Genomic DNA, 21,155 nt, shown 5'->3' with positions numbered 1-21,155 from the left:
TTATGATTAAAAATAATGCAGTACGTGAATGGTCTAATCCACAGCGAGCACTAGAAGATTGTGCAACTTTAACGAATAAAAAAATGATCCAGGAAACGACCAAAGTTAAAGTAGTCGGTGATGCCAACTAAGTGAAATAAAAAACGAATTTATTATTTTCATAAATTCGCTTGGTGTTAACTAGTTTTTTTATCTTGCTTTTTATTTTGTTGTTGTGCTTTTTCTACCTTATCGACATTGTCTTTAACATCATCAGGCAAGGAAGCAAATTTGTCAAAGAGACTACTAAGATCATTTTCGCGTTTTACTGTCAACCCCATTGTTTCACCTTCTATACTTAATCTTCATTTATTATAGCATAATATTGTTGAAAGATGGTGTAGCATAATTATTGGTATTTGTACCAATTAATAGTAAAATGGTCTAGCTATCAGAGGAGAATGAATTTATGGCTACTGAATATCTAGAGCACAAACTAACTTTATTACCGGACCGCCCGGGTTGCTATTTGATGAAAGATATCAACGCGAAAATTATTTATGTTGGTAAAGCTAAAAATTTAAAGAATCGGGTCCGTTCTTATTTTAAAAGTACTCATGAAGGTAAAACAGCAAAATTAGTTAGTCAAATTCGCGATTTTGAAACAATTGTAACGACTACAGATAAAGAAGCGTTTTTACTGGAAATTACTTTGATCCAAAAGCATCAACCGTATTTCAATATTAAATTAAAAAAGGGTACAGGTTATCCCTATATTAAAATAACTAATGAACGCAATCCGCGGATGCTAATTACGGGACAAGTTAAAAAAGATGATGGTTATTATTATGGTCCTTATCCTAATGTTTATGCTGCTGAAGAAACATTACATTTTTTACAAAAAGTTTACCCTTTGAGGCGTTGCAGCGGACATATGGGACGACCTTGTTTGTATTATCATATGGGACAATGTCTAGGTGCTTGTTTTAAAGAAGTGCCTATTGCTGAATATGATTTGCAAGTTAGGAAAATAAAAAGTTTTTTGAACGGTAATGTCGCAACTGTCAAACGAAAATTGACGCTGCAAATGCAGCAAGCAGCGACCGATTTGAAATTTGAACGAGCTGCAGAATTACGCGATCAGATCAATTATATTGAACAAACAGTGGAAAAACAGAAAATTATTTCTAATGATAATACGCCTCGTGACTTATTTAATTATTATGTTGACAAAGGATGGATTTCCGTACAAGTCTTTTTCATTAGACAAGCGCGACTCATGAAGCGAGAGAAAAGGATCTTTCCTTGCATTAATACACCTAGTGAAGAATTAGCAACTTTTATTCTGCAGTTTTATAATCGCAAGAATAATGTTTTTCCTAAAGAAATTCTGGTGCCCTCAGATATTGACACTGCCTCATTATCCGCTATTTTGCAGGTGCCTATGCGTACACCGCAACGCGGAACTAAGCGCGATCTTTTGGCGATGGCGCACGATAATGCTCGTTTAGCCCTAGAAGAAAAATTTCGACTTTTAGAATTAGATAATCGTCAAACCATTGGCGCCCAAAAGCAGATCTTTGCAGCTTTGGGGTTGCCATACGGCCAAACAATTGAATCTTTTGACCATTCGCATATTCAAGGAACCGATGCAGTATCAGCAATGGTTAGTTTCGTTGACGGCAAGCCGATGAAAAGTAATTATCGCAAGTATAAAATTAAAGATGTTTTGGAAGAACATAATGGTGCTGATGAAACAGCTAATACGCGTGAAGTGGTTTATCGACGTTATTCACGTTTGCTAAAAGAAAAGAAAGCTTTACCGGATTTGATTTTGATGGACGGGGGTCTCATTGAACTGCGCGTGGTTGAAGATGTCTTGCATAATGAGTTAGGCATTAATATTCCAGTAGCCGGGATGGTCAAAGATGATCATCATAATACCGCACATTTGATTACAGGAACCACTGGCAATCATGTACCACTGGATCGTAAAAGCCAAGGCTTTTATTTATTGCAGCGGATTCAAGATGAAGTACACCGTTTTGCAATCACTTACCACCGGCAAACACACAGTAAAAATGCTTTATCATCGCAACTAGAAAGTATTAGAGGTGTGGGACCCAAAACACGGATAAAATTATTACGCCATTTTGGGTCAATCAAAAAAATTAAGGCAGCATCTTTAAATGATTTAATATCCTTAGGTGTATCAGAAAAAGTAGCTCGCACAATTAAATTATCTCTTTAAACAATTTTAGTACCATGAGCTTGCTGAATTTTTAAAGTTGTCAAAATGTGTTGAACGTTATTTTTGGTGATTCCGCCGCCGGGTAAAATTTCTAGGCGGTTGTTGGCGTATTTGATTAGTTGCTTTAAATGGTCAATATTTAGTGGTTGATCTAAAGATGTGCCATGAACTAATAGACGTTTGAAATGATGGTCTATCAGCCAATCTAGCGCAATAAATTGCTCGTTTTCGGGAATGGCGTCAAAAGCCATGTGAAAAACTAAGTCTAAAGTAAGATCCTGACAAATAAAGTTAATTGCTGTTGTATCAATTAAATCTGCAGCTGTTAGGGCACCTAAAGCGATACCGTCAGCGCCAGCTTGTTCGATCAAATGAGCGTCATTACGCATAATTTCTAACTCTGCACGCGTGTAAACAAAATTACCACCACGAGGTCGCAACATGACAATGACAGGAATATTGCGCGGTTTGGCGTAAGCAATTGCTTGCTTAATAGTACCCAAACTTGGTGTAACACCGCCGTGATTTAAATCACTGTTTAATTCAATACGCTGTGCTCCGTGTTTAATTGCTGGTTCAACTTGTGAAAATTCGCCAACACAAGCTTCTAAAATCATTAAATGTCTCCTTACAATCAATTAATATGTATAAAAAAAGTCAGTTTTAAACTGACTTTTTTGTTTACTCACTAGTTTTAGCTAGAGCTGGTTTCCAAATACCATAGATCACACCAGCAATTACTGCACCAATTACAATAGCTAAAATGAACATGCCCGGGTGATTGGATAACGGTGAAACAAAAATCCCACCATGAGGAGCAGGTACATTAACATGCCAAAATTGAGTTAAACCACCAGCAATAGCAGAACCGATGATGCTGGAAGTGATAACGTGAAGTGGATCACCAGCAGCAAAAGGAATAGCACCTTCAGTAACAAAGGCAGCACCTAAAACATAGTTGCTGACACCAGCTTGACGTTCTTGTTCTGTAAATTTATTTTTCCAGAAAGTTGTTGCCAAAGCAATTGCTAATGGTGGAACCATACCACCAGCCATAACGGCAGCCATTAAAGCACCATCATGAGTTGTTGTAAAAGTACCGATGGCAAAAGCATAAGCCGCTTTATTGAATGGACCACCCATATCAATAGACATCATGGCAGCCAACAGTGCGCCTAAGATAACCGCGTTACCAGTACCCATATTTTCCAAGAAATTAGTGATTATTTGGTTAACTTTAGCAAACACTGGGTTAACTGCAAAGAACATAATTGCTCCGACAATTAGTAAACCTAAAACTGGATAAATAATCATTGGTTTCAATCCGTCCAGTGATTTTGGTAACCAATTGAAGGACTTCTTCAGACCAATTACAATCCAACCTGCAATGAACCCACCAATTAAACCGCCGATAAATCCAGCTGGACTATCTGATTTAATAACGCTGGCAGTTGCAATAGAAGCCATATAACCTGCTACAAAACCAGGCATTAAAGCCGGTAAATCAGCCATCGATACCGCAATATAAGCTGCTAAAACGGGAATCAAAAATTGGAAAGCATAATTACCGATACCATTGAAGAACAAGAAAGCTGTTGACTTGTCACCAGCTGATTGCTCAATCAAGAAAGATAAAGCCATTAAAATACCGCCACCAACAACGAAAGGTAGCATGTGGGAGATACCATTCATTAAATCAGCATAAACGCGTGACCATAATGACTTAGATTCTACTTCATCAGAATCTGAAGGTTCACTAGCATCAGCGTGATAAACTGGTGCATTACCAGCTTCAATTTTTTCAATTAATTCCTTAGGCTTATTAATACCATCAATTACTGGACGGTTTAATAACTTTTTGCCGTCAAAACGCCCCATGTCAACTTTTTTATCAGCTGCAATAATAACTCCGTCTGCCTTTTTGATTTCAGCAGCAGTTAATTTGTTTTTAACACCTTCAGAACCATTAGTTTCGACGCGGATACCTAAACCTAATTTTTCAGCTTCTTCTTTTAAAGCAGCTTCAGCCATATAAGTATGGGCTATTCCATTAGGACAAGCAGATACAGCGACAATAAAACCTTTTTCTTCTGGTTGATTGACACTAGTAGCTTGCTTTTTTTCTTGATCAGCTTTTTCCTTAGCCTCTTTTTGCTTTTCAGCTTCGTCAAACAAATTTTGCACTTCTTCTGGAGTAGTAGCTTTCTTTAAATCAGCGACTAATTGTGGATTGATTAATAGTGCTGATAAAGCAGCTAAAGCTTGCAAATGTAAGCTATCTGCTCCATCGGGTGCAGCAATCATAAAGAATAAATAAACCGGTTGACCATCTAAAGCGTCATAATCAACCCCTGTTTTACTTTTAGCAAACATGACAGTTGCCTTTTTGACGGCCTTATCACGCGCATGAGGCATAGCAATACCATCACCAATACCTGTGCTTGTTTCAGCTTCACGCTTTAAAATATCTTTTCTAAATAGATCAGCGTCATCAACTACACCGTGTTTGACATAGTTATTGACCATTTCATCAATAGCAGCTTCTTTAGTAGTTGCCTTGAGATCCATGATCATGACATCTTGCCGTAATAATTCTTTCAGATCCATGCTAATTCTCCTTACTTATTATTGGATTTGGGTAACATTAATCTGTTCATAAACAGCTTTAATCTTATCCAAGTTGGCCAAATCTTCGCTAAATGCGGTAGCAGAACCACAAGCAGCTCCCATTCGAAAACTTGCTACAGCATCATTTTGTTTCATATAGGTTCCAACAAAGCCAGCAATCATTGAATCACCGGCACCAACTGAATTACGCACAATATCTTTAGGAGCGTTACATTGGTAGGCGTGTTCTTTGGTAACAAACAGTGCACCATCGCCAGCCATAGAGACTAAAGCTTGTTGTGCACCTTGTTCAATCAATTGACGTGCGGCCGAAACTATATCAGTTATACCGTTAAATTCTGTCTGGAATAGTTCAGCTAACTCATGGTGATTAGGCTTGATTACCAAAGGATGCAAAGGCAAAGTATCTAATAAAGCCTGTCCAGTAGTATCAATAACGAACTCAGCCCCATTTTGTGTAACTGTTTTAGCAATATTTAAATAAAAATCAGCAACAAGTTGGGGTGGTATGCTACCAGCCATGACAACTACATCACCAGCCCCAATTTGTGCAATCTTTTGCAAAAAATCAGCTTTTTCAGTGGCGGAAATGGTCGGTCCTTGACCATTAATTTCAGTTTCTTCATCACTAGCTTTAATTTTGACATTAATTCTTGTGTCTGCCATTACAGTGGTGAAATCAGTCTGCAGTTGATGTTTACTTAATAAATGCTCAAACATTTGCCCTGTGGCACCACCAATAAAGCCTAAAGCCTTGGATTGAAGTCCTAATTCTTTGAGAATCCGTGAAACGTTAATTCCTTTGCCCCCAGGTAGTTTAACATCTTCAGCCACACGATTGACTTCACCCAAGGTTAGTTGGGTTAACTGCAAAACATAGTCGATTGATGGATTTGCAGTAACGGTATAGATCATTTAGTAACCTCCAGTAATTTAGTATATGCAGCAAGTTTTGTTGCTATATCAACAGGTAAATGTTCGGTAATGATTTGCGCTTGGTTCAAGTCAGCAAATTTACTAAACCTAATTTGCTGATATTTGGAACTATCCGTGAGAATATAAGCATAACTAGAGTTATTAAGAGCAGCCTTTTTAACTAACGATTCTTCCAAATCTGGCGTGGTAAACCCGTGTTGAATATCAAAGCCATTTGTACCCAAAAACGCACGGTCTAAATGGCAATTAGCCAGATAATTAGTAACTGCTTGTCCAACCACAGCTTTAGTTGAAATGCGAAGATTTCCGCCAAGCATAATAGTATTAATCTGTTGATCAGCTAATAATGTAGCGTTATCCACACTATTAGTCAAAACCAACAAATCTTTACGCTTTTGCAAATAAGGAATCATAACTTTAGTAGTTGTGCCAGAATCAATAAAAATAACTTCACCATCTTTAACGAGAGCAGCGGCTTTTTGCGCAATTAAGCGCTTAGCAGTGCGCTTGATTTGTGCTTTAAAAGCTACTTTAGGCTCTTCTAACAGGGAAGTATTATTTTCTTTAGCTCCACCGTGAACACGTGTTAAATAATGCTGTTTTTCTAGATCACATAAATCACGGCGGACAGTGGATTCTGATGCACCAGTTATTTGAATCAAGTCTTTAATACTGACGACATGTTGTTGATTGATTTGCTTTAAAATCAATTGGTGACGTCTCTCTGTAATCACTTACATCTCACCCCTATCAATATGATACAGTATTTTTTTTCAAAATCAATCATAATCATTCAAAATAATTCAAGATAATTTTATTTTCCTTGAAGTTGTTGAGATATTAAGTCACTTTTATGTAGCACATATGGTAAAATTACTATTTGATAACGTTTGTTGGAGGTACACATGTTTGTAGATAATGTCAAAATTTTAGTTAAAGCAGGTGCAGGTGGAAACGGTGCAGTTGCTTTCCGTCATGAAAAGTACGTTGCTAAAGGTGGTCCTTATGGCGGTGACGGCGGTGACGGTGGCAATATAATTTTAAAAGTTGATTCCGGTTTGCGAACATTGATGGATTTTCGTTATCAGCACAATTTTAAAGCAGATGCCGGTGGTCAAGGCATGACTAAGGCAATGCATGGTGCTAATGCGAAGGATGTCTATATTAGTGTTCCTCCTGGAACAATCGTTAAAGATCTAGCTACAGATAAAGTTATCGGTGATTTAACAACTGATGGTCAAGAATTGCTGGTTGCCAAGGGCGGTCATGGTGGTCGGGGAAATATTCATTTTGCAACAGCGCGTAACACGGCTCCCGAGATTGCTGAAAATGGTACATTGGGTCAAGAAAGGCAATTACAGTTGGAATTGCGGGTGCTTGCTGATGTTGGTCTAGTAGGTTTTCCTTCAGTAGGTAAGTCAACTTTGTTGTCAGTAGCCACTTCGGCTAAGCCAAAAATTGCAGCGTATCATTTTACTACCTTAAAACCTAATTTAGGAATGGTGCAGTTGGCTGACGGTCAAGATTTTGTGTTGGCAGATTTACCAGGGTTAATTGCTGGTGCTTCTGAAGGAGTCGGATTAGGTTTTCAATTTTTACGTCACGTTGAAAGAACGCGGGTTATTTTGCACTTGGTGGATATGGACCCAAATAATGGTCGTGATCCAGTGTCGGATTATCAACAAATTTTGCAAGAATTAGATAGTTATGACCCCCAAATCTTGCAACGTCCGCAAATTATTGTTGCTACTAAAATGGATTTACCTGGTTCTAAAGATCGTTTAGCTGACTTTAAAAAGCAATTGCAATTAGCTGATGATGAAGTTTATGAAATTTCGGGTGTGACACATGCTGGTGTTACCAAATTATTACGAGAAGCTGCTAAATTGTTGCAAGATACTCCGAAAACACCAGTTGTACCGATAGAAGATGTTGAAGAAGAAAAAGTTTATCGTTATCAAGATCAAAAAGCTACTATTCAAATTAAGCGCCTAGATGATGGTTCATTTGAAGTGATTAGTGAGTCAGTCAGTTCTTTACTGCAACGCAGTAATTTGAATTATCAAGATGGTGTGATGCGTTTTGCTCGTAGATTAAAGAATTTGGGTGTTGATGAAGCTTTAGTGAAAGCTGGCGCTAAAAATGGCGACACTGTCGTTATTGACGAATTTGAGTTTGAATTTATGTAATCAATTTTGAAGTGGGGATTGTTTGAATGGAGAAGGTTCAACAACATAGACCCTTTATTACAGGGTTCAATGGCCTTAGAACTTTAGGGGTTATTGGGGTTATTTTATATCATATTAATCCGGAAATATTTGCCGGCGGTTATTTAGGAGTACCGATCTTTTTTGTTTTAACAGGTTATTTAATAACAGATCAGATTTTACGTTCTTTAAAAAGGCGACGTGTTTTTGATCTTTGGGGTTATTATCGTAAACGAGTACAACGACTGTATCCAGGCTTATTATTGATGTTGTTTAGTGCCAGTGCGTATATTGTTTTGTTTCAACGCAATTTATTGCATAATTTACGAGCTATTTTTGTAACTAATATTTGTAATATTTATAATTTTTGGCAGATTAATCATGGGCAGTCTTATTTTGAAAGATTTGCCAATAATGAATCACCGTTTACACATATGTGGTCTTTGTCAATTCAAGGGCAATTCTATTTTTTTTGGCCAATAATTTTAATTTTTTTGCTGAAGAAATTTTCTAAAAAAACAGTTATAACAATAACATTATTACTAACGACTGTGTCAGTCGGATTAATGGCATTTTTATACCAACCTAATGTTGATCCTAGTCGGATTTATTATGGTACCGATACGCGCTTGTTCTCAATTATGATTGGTTGTTTGTTAGCCTTTTTTTGGTCAACAGATGTGGTGTATAAAAAGTCCGGTAAAAATCAACGTGTTTGGCTTAATTTGACGGGTACTTTGAGTTTTGTAGTATTGATTTATTGCATTTTGCGTTTAAAAGATACGCAGGCTTTTACTTATCGTGGCGGAATGTTATTGTTTTCTATAGCGGTAGCAATACTTGCGGGGGTAATTGCTCATCCAGATTCTTTTTGGAACAAAGCGTTAACGAATCCGGTTTTTGATGAAATTGGTAAGATTAGTTATGGATTGTATTTGTATCAATTTCCAGTCATGATTTTTTTTGAGTCTAAAATTACTAATATTGCAGATCACCGTTTTTTGTACCCAATATTGGAAATTGTATTAATTTTTTTGGTTAGCTATCTCTCTTATTATTTAGTAGAGCGCCCGTTGGCTAAATTAGATTGGCACCATTTATTTGTTAAGACTGGCACCAAGTATAGACAGTTGGCTAATGGGTGCGTATCATTAATTGTTTGCCTGATCGTTATTGTTGGTTCGGCTGGGTTAGTGACTGCCGGAACCGATAAAAAAACTGATTCTACTAGTCATAATGAATTAGCTCGAAAAATCAATATTAATAGTAAACAAAATCAGAGTCACAATAAGAAATTACTGCAACAAAAGCAGCAATCTGGTGAACAAAGACATGATCCAAAACAAGTGGCACACTGGAAAAAAATGACTAAAAAACATCCTGTCAATAAAGAATATCAACAACTTGGCTTGTCCCAATTTGATTTACAGCGTGGACAAGACTTGCCAGCTTTAGCGATTGGTGATTCAGTAATGGTTGACGGGTCAGCTGATTTGCGAAAAATTTTCCCGCAGATGGTCATTGATGCTGATGTGAGTAGAAATGTTGATAAAGCATTAGAATTATTACAAAATTATCAAACTCAAAATAAATTACCACATACACTAGTTGTTGGAATGGGTACTAATGGTCCAGTTAGCCCAGAACAGGTACAACAAGTTATGAGCATTGCTGGTGCGAAGCGCCAAGTGTTTTGGATTAATGTTCATGTTCCTACTAGATCATGGGAGCATCCAGTGAATGATGTATTGCAAAAACAAGCTGCTAAATATCGTAATTTAAAAATTATTGATTGGTATGATTATTGTGCTAACCACGATAGTTGGTTTTATGGTGATCAAGTTCATCCTAATCCTAGTGGTGCTCGTCAATATAGTACTTTTGTGGCACAGAAAATTTTAAAGTGGACAAAATATTAGAAATTGGAAGATAAGTATGGAATTAGAATTTTTAGGAACTGGCTCAGGTGTGCCATCCAAGGGACGTAATTTATCTAGTGTTGCGCTCAAGTTATTGAATGAGCGTAACGAAATTTGGCTATTTGATGCGGGGGAAGGTACACAGCAGCAGATTTTGTCAACAACTATTCGACCACGTAAAATTAATAAAATATTTATTACTCATTTACATGGTGATCATATTTTTGGATTGCCTGGTCTTTTGTCATCACGTTCTTTTCAAGGCGGTGAACAGCCGTTAACTATTTATGGTCCGCCAGGAATTAAAAAATTTGTCCAAACTACTTTAGAACTTTCTGACAGTCATTTAAGCTATAGAATTAATTACGTGGAAATTAAGCAACCTGGAGTTGTTTTTGAAGATGATTCTTTTAAGGTGACTTGTGGTTTATTAGATCATCGAATTGTGTGCTACGGATATCGTATTGAAGAAAAGCCACATGTGGGTGCTTTGTTGGTTGATAAATTGCAACAGTATCAAATTCCTAATGGACCTATTTGGGGTCAAATTAAGCGTGGTGAAGTAGTTGAGCTCGCTGACGGAACCAGTTTAGACGGTAAGGACTTCATCGGTCCTAGCCAACCAGGAAGGATTGTTACTATTCTAGGTGATACGCGTTACACCAAAGAAAGCATTCGTTTGGCACAAAATGCTGATGTGTTAGTGCATGAGAGTACGTTGGCTAGTAATGAAGGTAAGATGGCTTATCGACACTATCATTCTACTAGTGCTCAAGCTGCACAGATTGCTAAAAAAGCTCAAGTACAGCAATTATTATTGACGCATATTTCTGCACGATATGTGGGTAAGAAATTTTATGAACTATTGAATGGGGCATGCCAAATTTTCGCTAATTCTTATGTAGTGAAAGATTTTGATCATTTTGAAGTTAAATTTAGAAAACAGGAGTAATACTAATGAATATTTCTGCTTTAAAGCATATTCAAAGTCAAAATATTATAATTACGGGCGCTTCATCCGGTATTGGTCGGCAATTAGCTTTGCAGTTGGCTACTAAGAATGCTAACTTAATTTTGGTTGCTCGGCGCCAAGAACAATTATTGCAACTGCAAAAGCAGTGTCAAGCACTAACATCTGGTTTTGTTGATGTTTATGTTTTAGATGTCAGTATTGCTAAACGCGTTGAAGCCACAATTGCAGAGATTAAAGCTAAATATCAGCATATCGAAGTGCTAATTAATGCGGCAGGTTTTGGTGATTTTACTAATTTTGTTGAAACTGATTATTCGCTGTGGAATAAGATTTTTAAGGTAAATGTTCTAGGGACGATGTTAATGACTCGTTTTACAGCACAGCTGATGATGGAGCAATGTTTAGGACAGATCATCAATATTGGTTCCATGGCAGGAAAAATTGCTACGCCTAAATCAGCGATTTATTCTGCTAGTAAGGCGGCGGTGATCGCATTTTCGGATAGCTTACGTTTGGAGTTGAGACCCTTTGATGTTCAAGTTACAACAGTAAATCCTGGACCTGTAGCTACAGATTTTTTCAAAATAGCAGATCATACTGGGAAATATTTGCAAAATGTGGGTCAAATTATTTTAGATCCACAAAAATTAGCAAATGAGATTATTGCTTGTATTGGTCGTCCTGTTCGGGAATTGAATCAGCCTTCAATTATGCAATTTGGTAGCATTTTATATAAGATGTTTCCTCATTTTGGGGATCTAATTACAATGAAAATTGGCGATAAAAAATAAAAAATTAGCTAAATGCCTTGCTCTCTTGGCAAAATGATAGTAACATAGAAAAGTACTTACGAATGTTATCTAAAATAATAGTATTTGTAGAAGCAAGTTTAGCGAAAAGGAGAATCATTAAATATGGCAGTTCCAGCAAGAAAAACTTCCAAGCAAAAGAAACGTCAACGTCGTGGACACATCAAGTTGAGCCAACCAAATATTCAATTTGATGCTACAACTGGTGAATATCGGATGGGCCACCACGTTTCACCTAAAGGATATTACAAAGGTAAACAAGTGGTAGCTACTGATCAAGAAAATTAAATATTTAATGTGAAGACAGTTTTTGGCTAAACTGTCTTTTTTATTTTTTAAAATAGAAAAAACAAAAAAAGAGTACCTAATTAAATTACATAACAAAAGTTAGCAAACTTTTGCAGTATTTATAAATTAGTTGCTCTTTTTTGTGTCTTTTGCTTCAGAGTTAAGAATGGCTGCCAGTAAACAGAAAATAACGCCAAAAATCAGAGAAATAACTAAGCAATTGTTAACGCTATACTGTGTTTTGGTTAAAGCCGCTCCTAAATAACCGATGATCTGACCATAAACAACGGTCCAAAATAAAGTGATTAAATACTTCATTGTCCTCATCTCACTTTCTCTGGTTGCATTTTACCATAAATCTCGAACAATGATGTGAAACTATTGTAAACTATTACTAGCGAAGGAGATTTTTATGACGGTTCAATTACAAATTAAAAGTAGCTATTCTTTACTGCAAAGTACGATTAAACTGCCTGAACTAATTCAACAAGCTAAAGCTTTGAATTATGATTCATTAGCATTGACTGATGTTAATGTTACTTATGGTTTGATTGATTTTTATAAGTTGGCTAAAAAAGCTGGTTTGCATCCAATCTTAGGCATGACGTTAGATGTTCCTGGCTTATTGGATCATGATCATAATTATCAATTAATAGTCTTAGCAAAAAATCAGCTGGGTTATCATAATTTATTAAAGTTGTCTTCTGCCATTATGATTCAAGATGCTGGTTTTAATTTAGTAGATCACCAGAATTTGTTAAATGATTTGGCACTACTTATTCCCGGAAAAAATAGTGAGTTAACGGCTTTATTGCAAGACAATTCTGGAAACAAAGCAACCAATTATTTGCAAATATTAAAACAATTGAAGACTAAAGATCTTTATATTGGCTTAGATTTGCGTAATTTATCAACAACACAAATACAGCAGCATTATCGTTTAGCACAATTACAGCAATTATCTTGCGTAGTTTTAGATGATATCCGCTATTTGCAAGCTGATGGTGCTTTTGCTCATAAAGTATTGCAGCAAATTGCTGCCGGTGAAAAAATAACTTCTTCTGATATTAGTGGCGATTTTGCATTCCGCTCCAGTTCAGAGGTGTCCCAACAAATTAAAACGTTGCAATTAGGGGATGTTTTAGCTAATACCGAAGCTTTAGCAACACAATGTCAAGTTGAAATAAATTTTCAGCGAACTCAACTGCCACATTTTGAAACACCGCAAAACTTGAGTTCAATAGCTTATTTGACTAGTTTAGTCGAGCAAGGGTTACACAAGTTGCTAGGAAATACGATCCCTTCTGCATATCAAAAGCGTGCCCAACACGAATTACAAGTTATTGCTCAAATGGGCTATGCCGATTACTTCTTAATTGTTTGGGATGTTATTGAACAAGCACATCGTTTACAAATTATGACTGGTCCTGGACGTGGATCAGCTGCGGGATCTTTAGTCAGTTATGCGCTACAAATCACGCAAATTGATCCTTTAAAATATGATTTGTTATTTGAACGCTTTTTAAATCCGGAAAGAGTTGATATGCCTGATATTGATTTAGACATTCCCGACAATCGGCGTGATGATTTAGTTCACTATATGCAACAAAAATATGGCGATGCACACATGGCTCAAATTATCACTTTCGGCACTTTCGCTGCTAAGCAATCTTTGCGTGATGTTGGTCGCGTATTTGGGCTAAGTCAACATGAATTGAATCGGTGGTCTAAAGCTATTCCTAAGCAATTAGGCATTGATTTAAAAACCGCTTATCAAGCTTCACCAGCCTTGCAGCATTTATATCAACAATCCAAACAAAATCAACTAATTTTTAAAACAGCTTTACAAATAGAGGGTTTACCACGTCATTTCTCCACGCATGCTGCGGGAATTGTTTTGAGTGCTCAGCCACTGGAGAATGTTGTTGCTCTGCAAAAAGGGGGCAGTGAAGAAACTTTATTAACTCAACAAACTAAAAATAATGTAGAAGCCTTAGGATTACTAAAAATTGATTTTTTGGGCTTACGTAATTTAGCTATTTTGGCAGCTGCTACGCATTTGACTAAAAAATATTTTCAAAGTGATTTTGATCCGCGAGATTTGCCTTTGGATGATTCTCAAACATTAGCTATTTTTAGCACTGGTGATACCAATGGAATTTTTCAGTTTGAATCTGCCGGTATCAAAAATGTTTTGCAGCAATTAAAACCTGACAGTTTTCAAGATGTAGTGGCAACTAATGCGTTGTATAGACCAGGACCAATGAAAAATATTGCACATTTTATTGCCCGTAAACGTAATCAAGAACCCATTACGTATCCTGATGATTCTTTAAAAGCTATTTTGGCACCTACCTATGGTATTTTGGTATATCAAGAGCAAGTTATGCAAGTGGTTGCCCAAATGGCAGGTTTTAGTTTAGCACAAGCTGATTTATTACGGCGGGCAATGGCTAAAAAAGATAAGAAACTAATGACTGCACAGAAAAAAGAATTTATTGTAAAATCTTTGCAGAATGGTTATCCAAAAGTTAATGTTCTACAAGTTTATGATTATATTGCGCAATTTGCTAATTATGGTTTTAACAAATCACACGCCGTAGCTTACAGTCGTTTGGCTTATTCATTGGCTTATATTAAAGCTCACTATCCTACAGCTTTTTATACAGCTTTATTGAATGCTAATTTGCATAATGATCAAAAAATCAATCTTTACTTGCAAGAATTGCGGCAACGCCGGATCAAGATTTTACCACCAGATGTTAATAATAGTGCTGCTAATTTTACGATTACTAAAAATGGTTTGCGTTGGGGATTGCTGTTTATTAAAGGAATACGACGCGATTTGGTTGATAATATTGTGTCTATACGCCAAGAACAATCTTTTAATAATTTGACTAATTTTTTGGCGGCTTTAGACAAACGCTTTTTGAAGATAGAAATTCTGCAGCCTTTAGTTTTTAGCGGTAGTTTAGATCAATTTAATCCTAATCGACGGCAGTTGTTCTTAAATGTGCAAGACTTAGTGGAAAGTTTAAAGCTAGCAGGTGGCAGTTTGTCTTTATTTGATGTGTTAAAGCCCAAACAAAATCGAATAGAAGATTATAGTCATTTAGAAAAATTAGAACAAGAAAATCAAACTTTGGGTGTTTATCTATCAGGACATCCAGTTACGCAATACCAAGATTTGGTGGAATCGCAACAAATTAAGTTGGCACCAGCGATTAAATTGGATACGGTACAAAAGGTATTATTTTTTGTCAAAGATATTAAGACTATTCGCACCAAAACTGGTAAAAATATGGCTTTTTTAAAGGGTAGTGACGGTGTACAAGATTATTCGATTACAGTTTTCCCTGATTTGTATAAAAAAATTAATTTACAGCCTAATCAAGTCTATGTGATAGCATTGAAAGCTCAACTCAATAAGCGCCGGCAAAGAGAATATATTGCTAGACAGGCTCAATTAGCCCAAAATATTAAGGTACCATCTAAAAAAAAGCGATTATATGTTCGTTTTCAGAAAAAAGATAAGCAAAAAATGAATGCCCTACTAGAATTAGCACAATCTTTTCCAGGCAATGTACCGGTGGTTATTTATTTTGCTGCCAGCACGGAAAAGTTTTTACTGAAAAAAAGTAATTGGATTAACTATAATGTTACTTTTAAACAGGCGTTGACAGGCTTAGTTGGTGAAGCTAACTTTGTTTATCATTAAAAGGAAAAAACACTGAAAAAATCTGCATTTTTTCTTGAATAATGGTATATTTTCTATGTAGTTTTGTTAAATGAGGTGTAGAGATGAAAAGATTAGGTGTAATGACTAGTGGGGGCGATGCTCCGGGAATGAACGCAGCTATTCGCGCTGTAACAAGAAGGGCATTGTCGTTAGGTATTGAAGTATACGGAATCAATTATGGTTACGCAGGACTAGTTGCTGGTGATATTTTTAAGATGGAACGTTCAGATGTCGGCGATATTATCAATCGTGGTGGTACAATGCTTTATTCTGCTCGTTATCCAGAATTTGCGCAAAAAGAAGGTCAATTGAAAGGAATTGAGCAACTGAACAAGTTTGGTATTGAAGCTTTAGTTGTAATCGGTGGCGACGGTTCTTATCACGGGGCTCTACGGTTAACTGAACATGGTTACAATGCTGTCGGTTTGCCTGGTACCATTGATAACGATATTCCTTATACGGATTATACAATTGGTTTTGATACCGCTGTTAATACGGTTGTAGAATCTATTGATAAAATTCGTGATACTGCTGCTAGTCATGAGCGGACTTTTGTGATTGAAGTAATGGGTCGAGGTGCTGGTGATATAGCTTTGTGGGCTGGTGTTGCTGGCGGTGCCGATGAAATTATTGTACCGGAAAAAGAATTTAACATTGAAAAAATTGCGCAAAATATTCAAGATTTGCGGGCTCGTGGTAAGAAACATACTATTATTGTTTTGGCTGAAGGGGTCATGCACGCTGATGAATTTATGGAGCAATTAGAACAATATGGCGATTTTGATGCTCGTGGTACAGTTTTAGGTCATGTGCAACGTGGTGGCTCACCATCGGCTAAAGATCGGGTTTTAGCTAGTAAAATGGGTGCTTATGCTGTAGATTTATTGAATGAAGGTCATGGCGGTATTGCAATTGGCACAGAAAATAACAAGCTAACTTACCATGGCATGCTAGATTTATTTGATAGTAAGCACAAGCCTGATCTTAGTTTATATGATATAAACAAGTCTTTAGCTAAATAACAGTTTCTGGTATACTATACAAGTGTGTTTTCAATTTATTTACTTTAAGGAGAGACATTAATGAAAAGGACCAAGATTGTTAGTACATTAGGACCTGCAAGCAATGATGTAGATACGATTTCTAAGTTGATTGAATCTGGGGCTAATGTTTTTCGCTTTAATTTTTCTCATGGTGATCATGAAGAACATTTATCACGGATGAATATGGTTCGTGAAGCTGAAAAAATAACCGGTAAAACTGTTGGTATTATGTTAGATACTAAGGGTGCAGAAATTCGGACTACTGAGCAAGAAGGCGGCAAGTTTGAAGCACATACTGGTGATGTTATTCGTGTTTCAATGGATGCCAATTTGACTGGTAATCCTGAGAAAATTGCTGTCACTTATCCTGGTCTTTACGATGATACTCATGTTGGTGGTCATGTTTTAATTGATGACGGCCTAGTGGATCTTAAAATTATTGAAAAAGATGATGTTAATAAAGAATTAGTTACTGTTGTGCAAAATGACGGTAAGATTGGATCCAAAAAAGGTGTCAATGCTCCTGGTGTTGAGATTCGTTTACCAGGTATTACTGAAAAAGATACCGATGATATTAAATTTGGTTTAGATCAAAACATCAATTATATTTCTGCTAGTTTCGTGCGGAAGGCACAAGATGTTTTGGATATTCGTGAAATCTTAGAATCCAAGAACAAGAATCATGTCCAAATTTTCCCTAAGATTGAATCACAAGAAGGTATTGATAACATTGATGAAATCTTAAAGGTTTCTGATGGTTTGATGGTTGCTCGGGGTGATATGGGTGTGGAAATTCCGTTTGAGAATGTTCCATTTGTCCAAAAAGCTTTGATTAAAAAATGTAATGCTCTAGGCAAGCCAGTTATTACGGCAACGCAAATGTTGGACTCCATGCAAGAAAATCCTCGTCCAACACGTGCTGAGGTTACTGATGTTGCCAATGCTGTGTTAGATGGTACTGATGCAACAATGTTGTCTGGTGAAAGTGCTAATGGCGACTATCCAGTTCAAGCAGTTTCAGCAATGAATCGGATCAATGTGCGGACACAAGAACAATTAGATTCTGCAAACACTTTGGCTTTACAACGTTTTGAAGAATACAAGGGTTCTAACACTACAGAATCCATTGGCGAATCTGTAGTACGTACAGCACAAGAATTAGGAATCCATACTATTGTGACGGCTACTAATTCTGGCTATACCGCACGTATGATTTCTAAATATCGTCCTAGTGCTGATATTTTGGCAGTTACTTTTGATGAAGCAACACAACGCGGTTTAACTGTTAACTGGGGTGTTTATCCTGTTGTGACAGATCGTCCAGCCAATACTGATGAAATGTTCGACTTAGCTACACAAAAGGCACAGGAATTAGGCTTTGCTAAAGAAGGCGATCTAATTTTGATCGTTGCTGGTGTGCCAGTTGGTGAAAGTGGTACTACTAATTTAATGAAAGTGCAATTGATTGGCTCTAAGCTAGTTAAAGGTCAAGGAGTTGGCGACGAAACTGTTGTTGGTAAAGCAGTTGTTGCCCACAGCGCTCAAGAAGCCATTGATAAGATCAATGACAAAGACGTTTTGATCGTTGAAAACACTGATGAAGATTACATGCCTGCAATTGAAAAAGCTGGTGCTATCGTAGTTGAAAATGGTGGTTTAACTTCTCATGCAGCAGTAATTGGTATTGCTAAGAGTATTCCAGTTATTGTGGGTGCTGAAGATGCTACTAAGATTATTAAAGATAACGAAGTTGTGACAATTGATTCCCGCCAAGGAAACGTTTATCGCGGTGCATCTAATACAATTTAACCATTATTAATTATTTGTCGATGAAAAGTAGGGACTGGGTTCCTACTTTTTTTGATGTTTATAAAAGCTAAAGTATCAAGGAATTAGTTTATATGATAAGATATTGAAGGAATATAGGAGGCAGTTATGGAGAGTTGGATTTTTTTACTGCTAATTTTCTTGATTGCATTTTTGAGTAAAAATATTTCGTTGCAAATAGCAGCTATCATTGCTTTAGTAATTAAAGTGTTACCCCATTCTCAACGTATCTTGGAATTAATCCAATCCAAAGGGATTAATGTTGGGGTAACAGTCATTTCTGTAGCTATTTTAATGCCAATTGCTCTAGGTCAGATTGGCTTTAAAGATTTAATTAGTGCCTTTAAATCGCCAGTTGGTTATGTAGCCATTTTCTGTGGCATTTTGGTAGCTGTGTTATCTAAGAAAGGTGTCGGACTGATGTCTGCGACACCGGAAATTACAGTGTCATTAGTCTTTGGTACAATTCTTGGCGTGGTAGTATTTAAAGGAATTGCTGCTGGACCAGTGATTGCCTCTGGAATGGCGTACTGTATTATAACATTATTAGCAAATATTGGAATTAAGTAATTGAGGTAGAGTATTGAATTTAACGAATTTATTGGGTACCGTGCAACAAGGTAATGTAATTGATCAAAATGATGATTATTATTTTGTATCCATTGCTGGACATACTTTTCAAGTGGACAAGAAGCACGTTTTAGATCCTAAGCAAGTAATTAGTGGTTATTTATATGAAAATAAAGCGCATAATTTAGTTTTAACCCCTGATATTCCTAATGTTGGTATTGGTCGTTATGGTTGGGGACAAGTCGTTGATATTAGAAGTGATCTAGGTGTTTTTGTGAATATTGGGTTGGCTGATAAGGATTTGGTTGTTTCTTTGGATGATTTACCTGAAATAAAGTCTCTATGGCCTAAAAAAGGTGATCGCCTTTTACTGGCAGTCAAACTAGATCACAAGGATCGAATGTGGGGTCAATTGGCTGATGCAAATATTTTTCAACAATTAAGTCGGCAACCGCAAAAAACATTGCAAAATAAAAATGTGAAAGCGACTGTTTATCAATTGAAGATGAATGGTACTTTTGTGTTGACAAATGATTATTATTTAGGCTTTATTCATCCAAGTGAGCGTGAGCGCGAGCCGCGTTTAGGTGAAGTTGTATCCGGACGAGTGGTTGGACTTAGTTTCAATCGTGTTAATCTGTCGCTGAAGCCACGAGGCTATGAAGAAATTAGTGATGATGCAGCAATGATTTTGGCTGTTTTACAGCATCAGCCAAATAAATCTTTAAATTTTAATGATAAAAGTCAACCGGAAGATATTAAACGCTATTTTGGAATTAGTAAAAGTAGTTTTAAACGAGCTTTGGGTAATTTGTTAAAGAGAAATTTAATAGTTCAAGACAAAACAGGAATTAAATTAATTGAAACAGCTTCTGATTAAGGGTGACTACTATTTTAGTAAAATATAATGATAATTATCAAAAGATAGCCATGGGATTTATGTCTTATATGACCGATTTAAAAGATCTGGATCATTTACAAATGGAGTTGCAGCTTTATACTAGTGATGATCAACATCAGTTGTTTTTATACAAGCAACACGGTGGTGATTTTATTGGCATCGTAGCAGTTGAATTACAAGAACAAGCTGTTATGATTCGCTATCTGTCTTTTAATCCAGCGTATCGTATGGATCAAACACTATTTGCCGTTTTTGATGAATTGCAGGAATATTATCCTAATAAAAAAGTAATGGGTACAATTTCTTTAGCCACAATAGTGGAAAAATGGCAACAACAAAAAAATTAGGTATCAGTAATGGAACAATTAGAATTAGTTTTAACTGATTTTCAAGGGCCATTAGATTTATTACTACACTTAATCAGACGGTCACAAATTAATATTTATGATATTCCAATTGCGCAAATTACCCAGCAATATTTGGATTATCTTCACCAAATGCAAACCTTAAAATTGGATATTGCAGGTGATTATTTAGTAATGGCTTCTACTTTAATGCGGATTAAAAGTCAGATGTTAGTGCCACAAACTAATTTTGTGGAAGAAGAGGAAGTTTTTGTAAAAGAAGACGATCCCCGAAGCGATTTAGTAGCACAACTTTTAACTTATCAAACTTATAAAAGTGTCACTGTTACTTTGCGACAGCTGGAAGAGCAACGTCAACAAATGGCTGCTAAAAATATGTCTTTAGAGACAGTTTCCAAGGTTGTTAAACTTAAACCTGGTGTGAGAATAGCGAATGATTTAGCAGTTACTATGGTGGAGTTGTTAAATCGGCAACAAAAAGTTGTTGATAAACCACAAATTAGCGGTGAAAAAATTACGATTGAGCAAGCTCAAATTGAGATTATACAGCAATTACAAAGTAAGCATTCGACAACTTTTACTAAATTATTAACAGATTTAGCATCAGTCGAAGAAGTTGTAACCAAATTCATGGGCTTACTGGAGCTAATCAAAAGCCAAGTTTTAACTGCACAACAGCTGAATTATCGCGCTGATATTATGGTGGAACTGAGGTCTTAA

At 36.4% G+C, this 21,155-nt stretch carries 20 protein-coding genes; 14 read left to right on the top strand and 6 right to left on the bottom strand.

The features are described from left to right. Positions 1–2 precede the first annotated feature (2 nt). Positions 3–131 (top strand): hypothetical protein, encoded by a 129-nt coding sequence (locus tag MOO47_RS07645; RefSeq protein ID WP_260523909.1) that lies wholly within the window; start codon positions 3–5, stop codon positions 129–131. A gap of 45 nt (positions 132–176) precedes the next feature. On the opposite strand, the gene MOO47_RS00635 is transcribed toward MOO47_RS07645, so the two are convergent. Beyond that, positions 177–320 carry an SPJ_0845 family protein gene (locus MOO47_RS00635; RefSeq protein WP_249512927.1) on the bottom strand — a complete coding sequence of 48 codons (144 nt, stop codon included), beginning with the start codon at positions 318–320 and terminating at the stop codon, positions 177–179. Positions 321–448: 128 nt separating this feature from the next. Between MOO47_RS00635 and uvrC the strand changes: the two genes are divergently transcribed. Further along, on the top strand, positions 449–2,230 hold the full coding sequence (uvrC, locus tag MOO47_RS00630) for an excinuclease ABC subunit UvrC (RefSeq protein WP_249512926.1): 1,782 nt from the start codon (positions 449–451) through the stop codon (positions 2,228–2,230). Here uvrC and MOO47_RS00625 read toward each other — a convergent pair. The 4 genes from MOO47_RS00625 to MOO47_RS00610 all read right to left on the bottom strand — a co-directional run bounded on the left by MOO47_RS00625 (position 2,227) and on the right by MOO47_RS00610 (position 6,528). Next, positions 2,227–2,847, bottom strand: coding sequence for a copper homeostasis protein CutC (locus MOO47_RS00625; RefSeq protein WP_249512925.1), 621 nt, complete (start codon positions 2,845–2,847; stop codon positions 2,227–2,229). The two genes, uvrC and MOO47_RS00625, sit on opposite strands and share 4 nt — an antisense overlap. Positions 2,848–2,911: 64 nt before the next feature. After that, on the bottom strand, positions 2,912–4,837 hold the full coding sequence (locus MOO47_RS00620; protein ID WP_249512924.1) for a PTS fructose transporter subunit IIABC: 1,926 nt from the start codon (positions 4,835–4,837) through the stop codon (positions 2,912–2,914). Positions 4,838–4,855: 18 nt separating this feature from the next. Then, positions 4,856–5,773 carry a 1-phosphofructokinase gene (gene pfkB / locus MOO47_RS00615; RefSeq protein ID WP_249512923.1) on the bottom strand — a complete coding sequence of 306 codons (918 nt, stop codon included), beginning with the start codon at positions 5,771–5,773 and terminating at the stop codon, positions 4,856–4,858. Further along, positions 5,770–6,528, bottom strand: coding sequence for a DeoR/GlpR family DNA-binding transcription regulator (locus tag MOO47_RS00610; RefSeq protein ID WP_249512922.1), 759 nt, complete (start codon positions 6,526–6,528; stop codon positions 5,770–5,772). The genes pfkB and MOO47_RS00610 overlap by 4 nt, the downstream gene beginning before the upstream one ends. A gap of 171 nt (positions 6,529–6,699) precedes the next feature. Between MOO47_RS00610 and obgE the strand changes: the two genes are divergently transcribed. From obgE to rpmF, 5 genes are all read left to right on the top strand, one after another. Then, complete coding sequence (gene obgE, locus MOO47_RS00605) at positions 6,700–7,983, top strand: GTPase ObgE (RefSeq protein WP_249512921.1); 1,284 nt, start codon at positions 6,700–6,702, stop codon at positions 7,981–7,983. Between the two features lie 26 nt (positions 7,984–8,009). After that, the gene (locus tag MOO47_RS00600) at positions 8,010–9,920 is read left to right on the top strand and encodes an acyltransferase family protein (RefSeq protein ID WP_249512920.1); all 1,911 of its coding nucleotides are present in this window, start codon (positions 8,010–8,012) and stop codon (positions 9,918–9,920) included. A 16-nt stretch (positions 9,921–9,936) separates the two neighbouring features. Further along, a complete protein-coding gene (gene rnz, locus MOO47_RS00595) occupies positions 9,937–10,872 on the top strand; it encodes a ribonuclease Z (protein ID WP_249512919.1) in 936 nt (311 codons plus the stop codon). A gap of 5 nt (positions 10,873–10,877) precedes the next feature. After that, a complete protein-coding gene (locus MOO47_RS00590; RefSeq protein WP_249512918.1) occupies positions 10,878–11,684 on the top strand; it encodes an SDR family NAD(P)-dependent oxidoreductase in 807 nt (268 codons plus the stop codon). Positions 11,685–11,807: 123 nt separating this feature from the next. Continuing rightward, on the top strand, positions 11,808–11,990 hold the full coding sequence (gene rpmF / locus MOO47_RS00585; protein WP_249512917.1) for a 50S ribosomal protein L32: 183 nt from the start codon (positions 11,808–11,810) through the stop codon (positions 11,988–11,990). A 126-nt stretch (positions 11,991–12,116) separates the two neighbouring features. Here the strand turns inward: rpmF and MOO47_RS00580 are convergent, their stop codons facing one another. Further along, positions 12,117–12,308: a YjzD family protein gene (locus MOO47_RS00580; protein WP_249512916.1), complete on the bottom strand. Its 192-nt coding sequence runs from the start codon at positions 12,306–12,308 to the stop codon at positions 12,117–12,119. Between the two features lie 94 nt (positions 12,309–12,402). Here MOO47_RS00580 and dnaE point away from each other — a divergent pair, with 94 nt between their 5' ends. The 7 genes from dnaE to MOO47_RS00545 all read left to right on the top strand — a co-directional run bounded on the left by dnaE (position 12,403) and on the right by MOO47_RS00545 (position 21,155). Then, a complete protein-coding gene (gene dnaE / locus MOO47_RS00575) occupies positions 12,403–15,708 on the top strand; it encodes a DNA polymerase III subunit alpha (RefSeq protein WP_249512915.1) in 3,306 nt (1,101 codons plus the stop codon). 83 nt (positions 15,709–15,791) lie between these two features. Further along, positions 15,792–16,751 (top strand): 6-phosphofructokinase, encoded by a 960-nt coding sequence (gene pfkA / locus MOO47_RS00570; protein WP_249512914.1) that lies wholly within the window; start codon positions 15,792–15,794, stop codon positions 16,749–16,751. 60 nt (positions 16,752–16,811) lie between these two features. After that, positions 16,812–18,581 carry a pyruvate kinase gene (gene pyk / locus MOO47_RS00565; protein WP_249512913.1) on the top strand — a complete coding sequence of 590 codons (1,770 nt, stop codon included), beginning with the start codon at positions 16,812–16,814 and terminating at the stop codon, positions 18,579–18,581. 126 nt (positions 18,582–18,707) lie between these two features. Next, the gene (locus tag MOO47_RS00560; protein ID WP_249512912.1) at positions 18,708–19,169 is read left to right on the top strand and encodes a DUF441 domain-containing protein; all 462 of its coding nucleotides are present in this window, start codon (positions 18,708–18,710) and stop codon (positions 19,167–19,169) included. A 13-nt stretch (positions 19,170–19,182) separates the two neighbouring features. Beyond that, complete coding sequence (locus MOO47_RS00555; RefSeq protein ID WP_249512911.1) at positions 19,183–20,049, top strand: CvfB family protein; 867 nt, start codon at positions 19,183–19,185, stop codon at positions 20,047–20,049. 2 nt (positions 20,050–20,051) lie between these two features. Next, on the top strand, positions 20,052–20,417 hold the full coding sequence (locus tag MOO47_RS00550; protein WP_249512910.1) for an N-acetyltransferase: 366 nt from the start codon (positions 20,052–20,054) through the stop codon (positions 20,415–20,417). A gap of 9 nt (positions 20,418–20,426) precedes the next feature. Next, positions 20,427–21,155, top strand: coding sequence for a segregation and condensation protein A (locus MOO47_RS00545; RefSeq protein ID WP_249512909.1), 729 nt, complete (start codon positions 20,427–20,429; stop codon positions 21,153–21,155).

The sequence above is a fragment of the Bombilactobacillus thymidiniphilus genome, assembly GCF_023380245.1.
GTDB lineage: Bacteria > Bacillota > Bacilli > Lactobacillales > Lactobacillaceae > Bombilactobacillus > Bombilactobacillus thymidiniphilus.
Note: the sequence above shows the minus strand (reverse complement) of the source record. Positions and strands in the feature narration are given on the sequence as shown.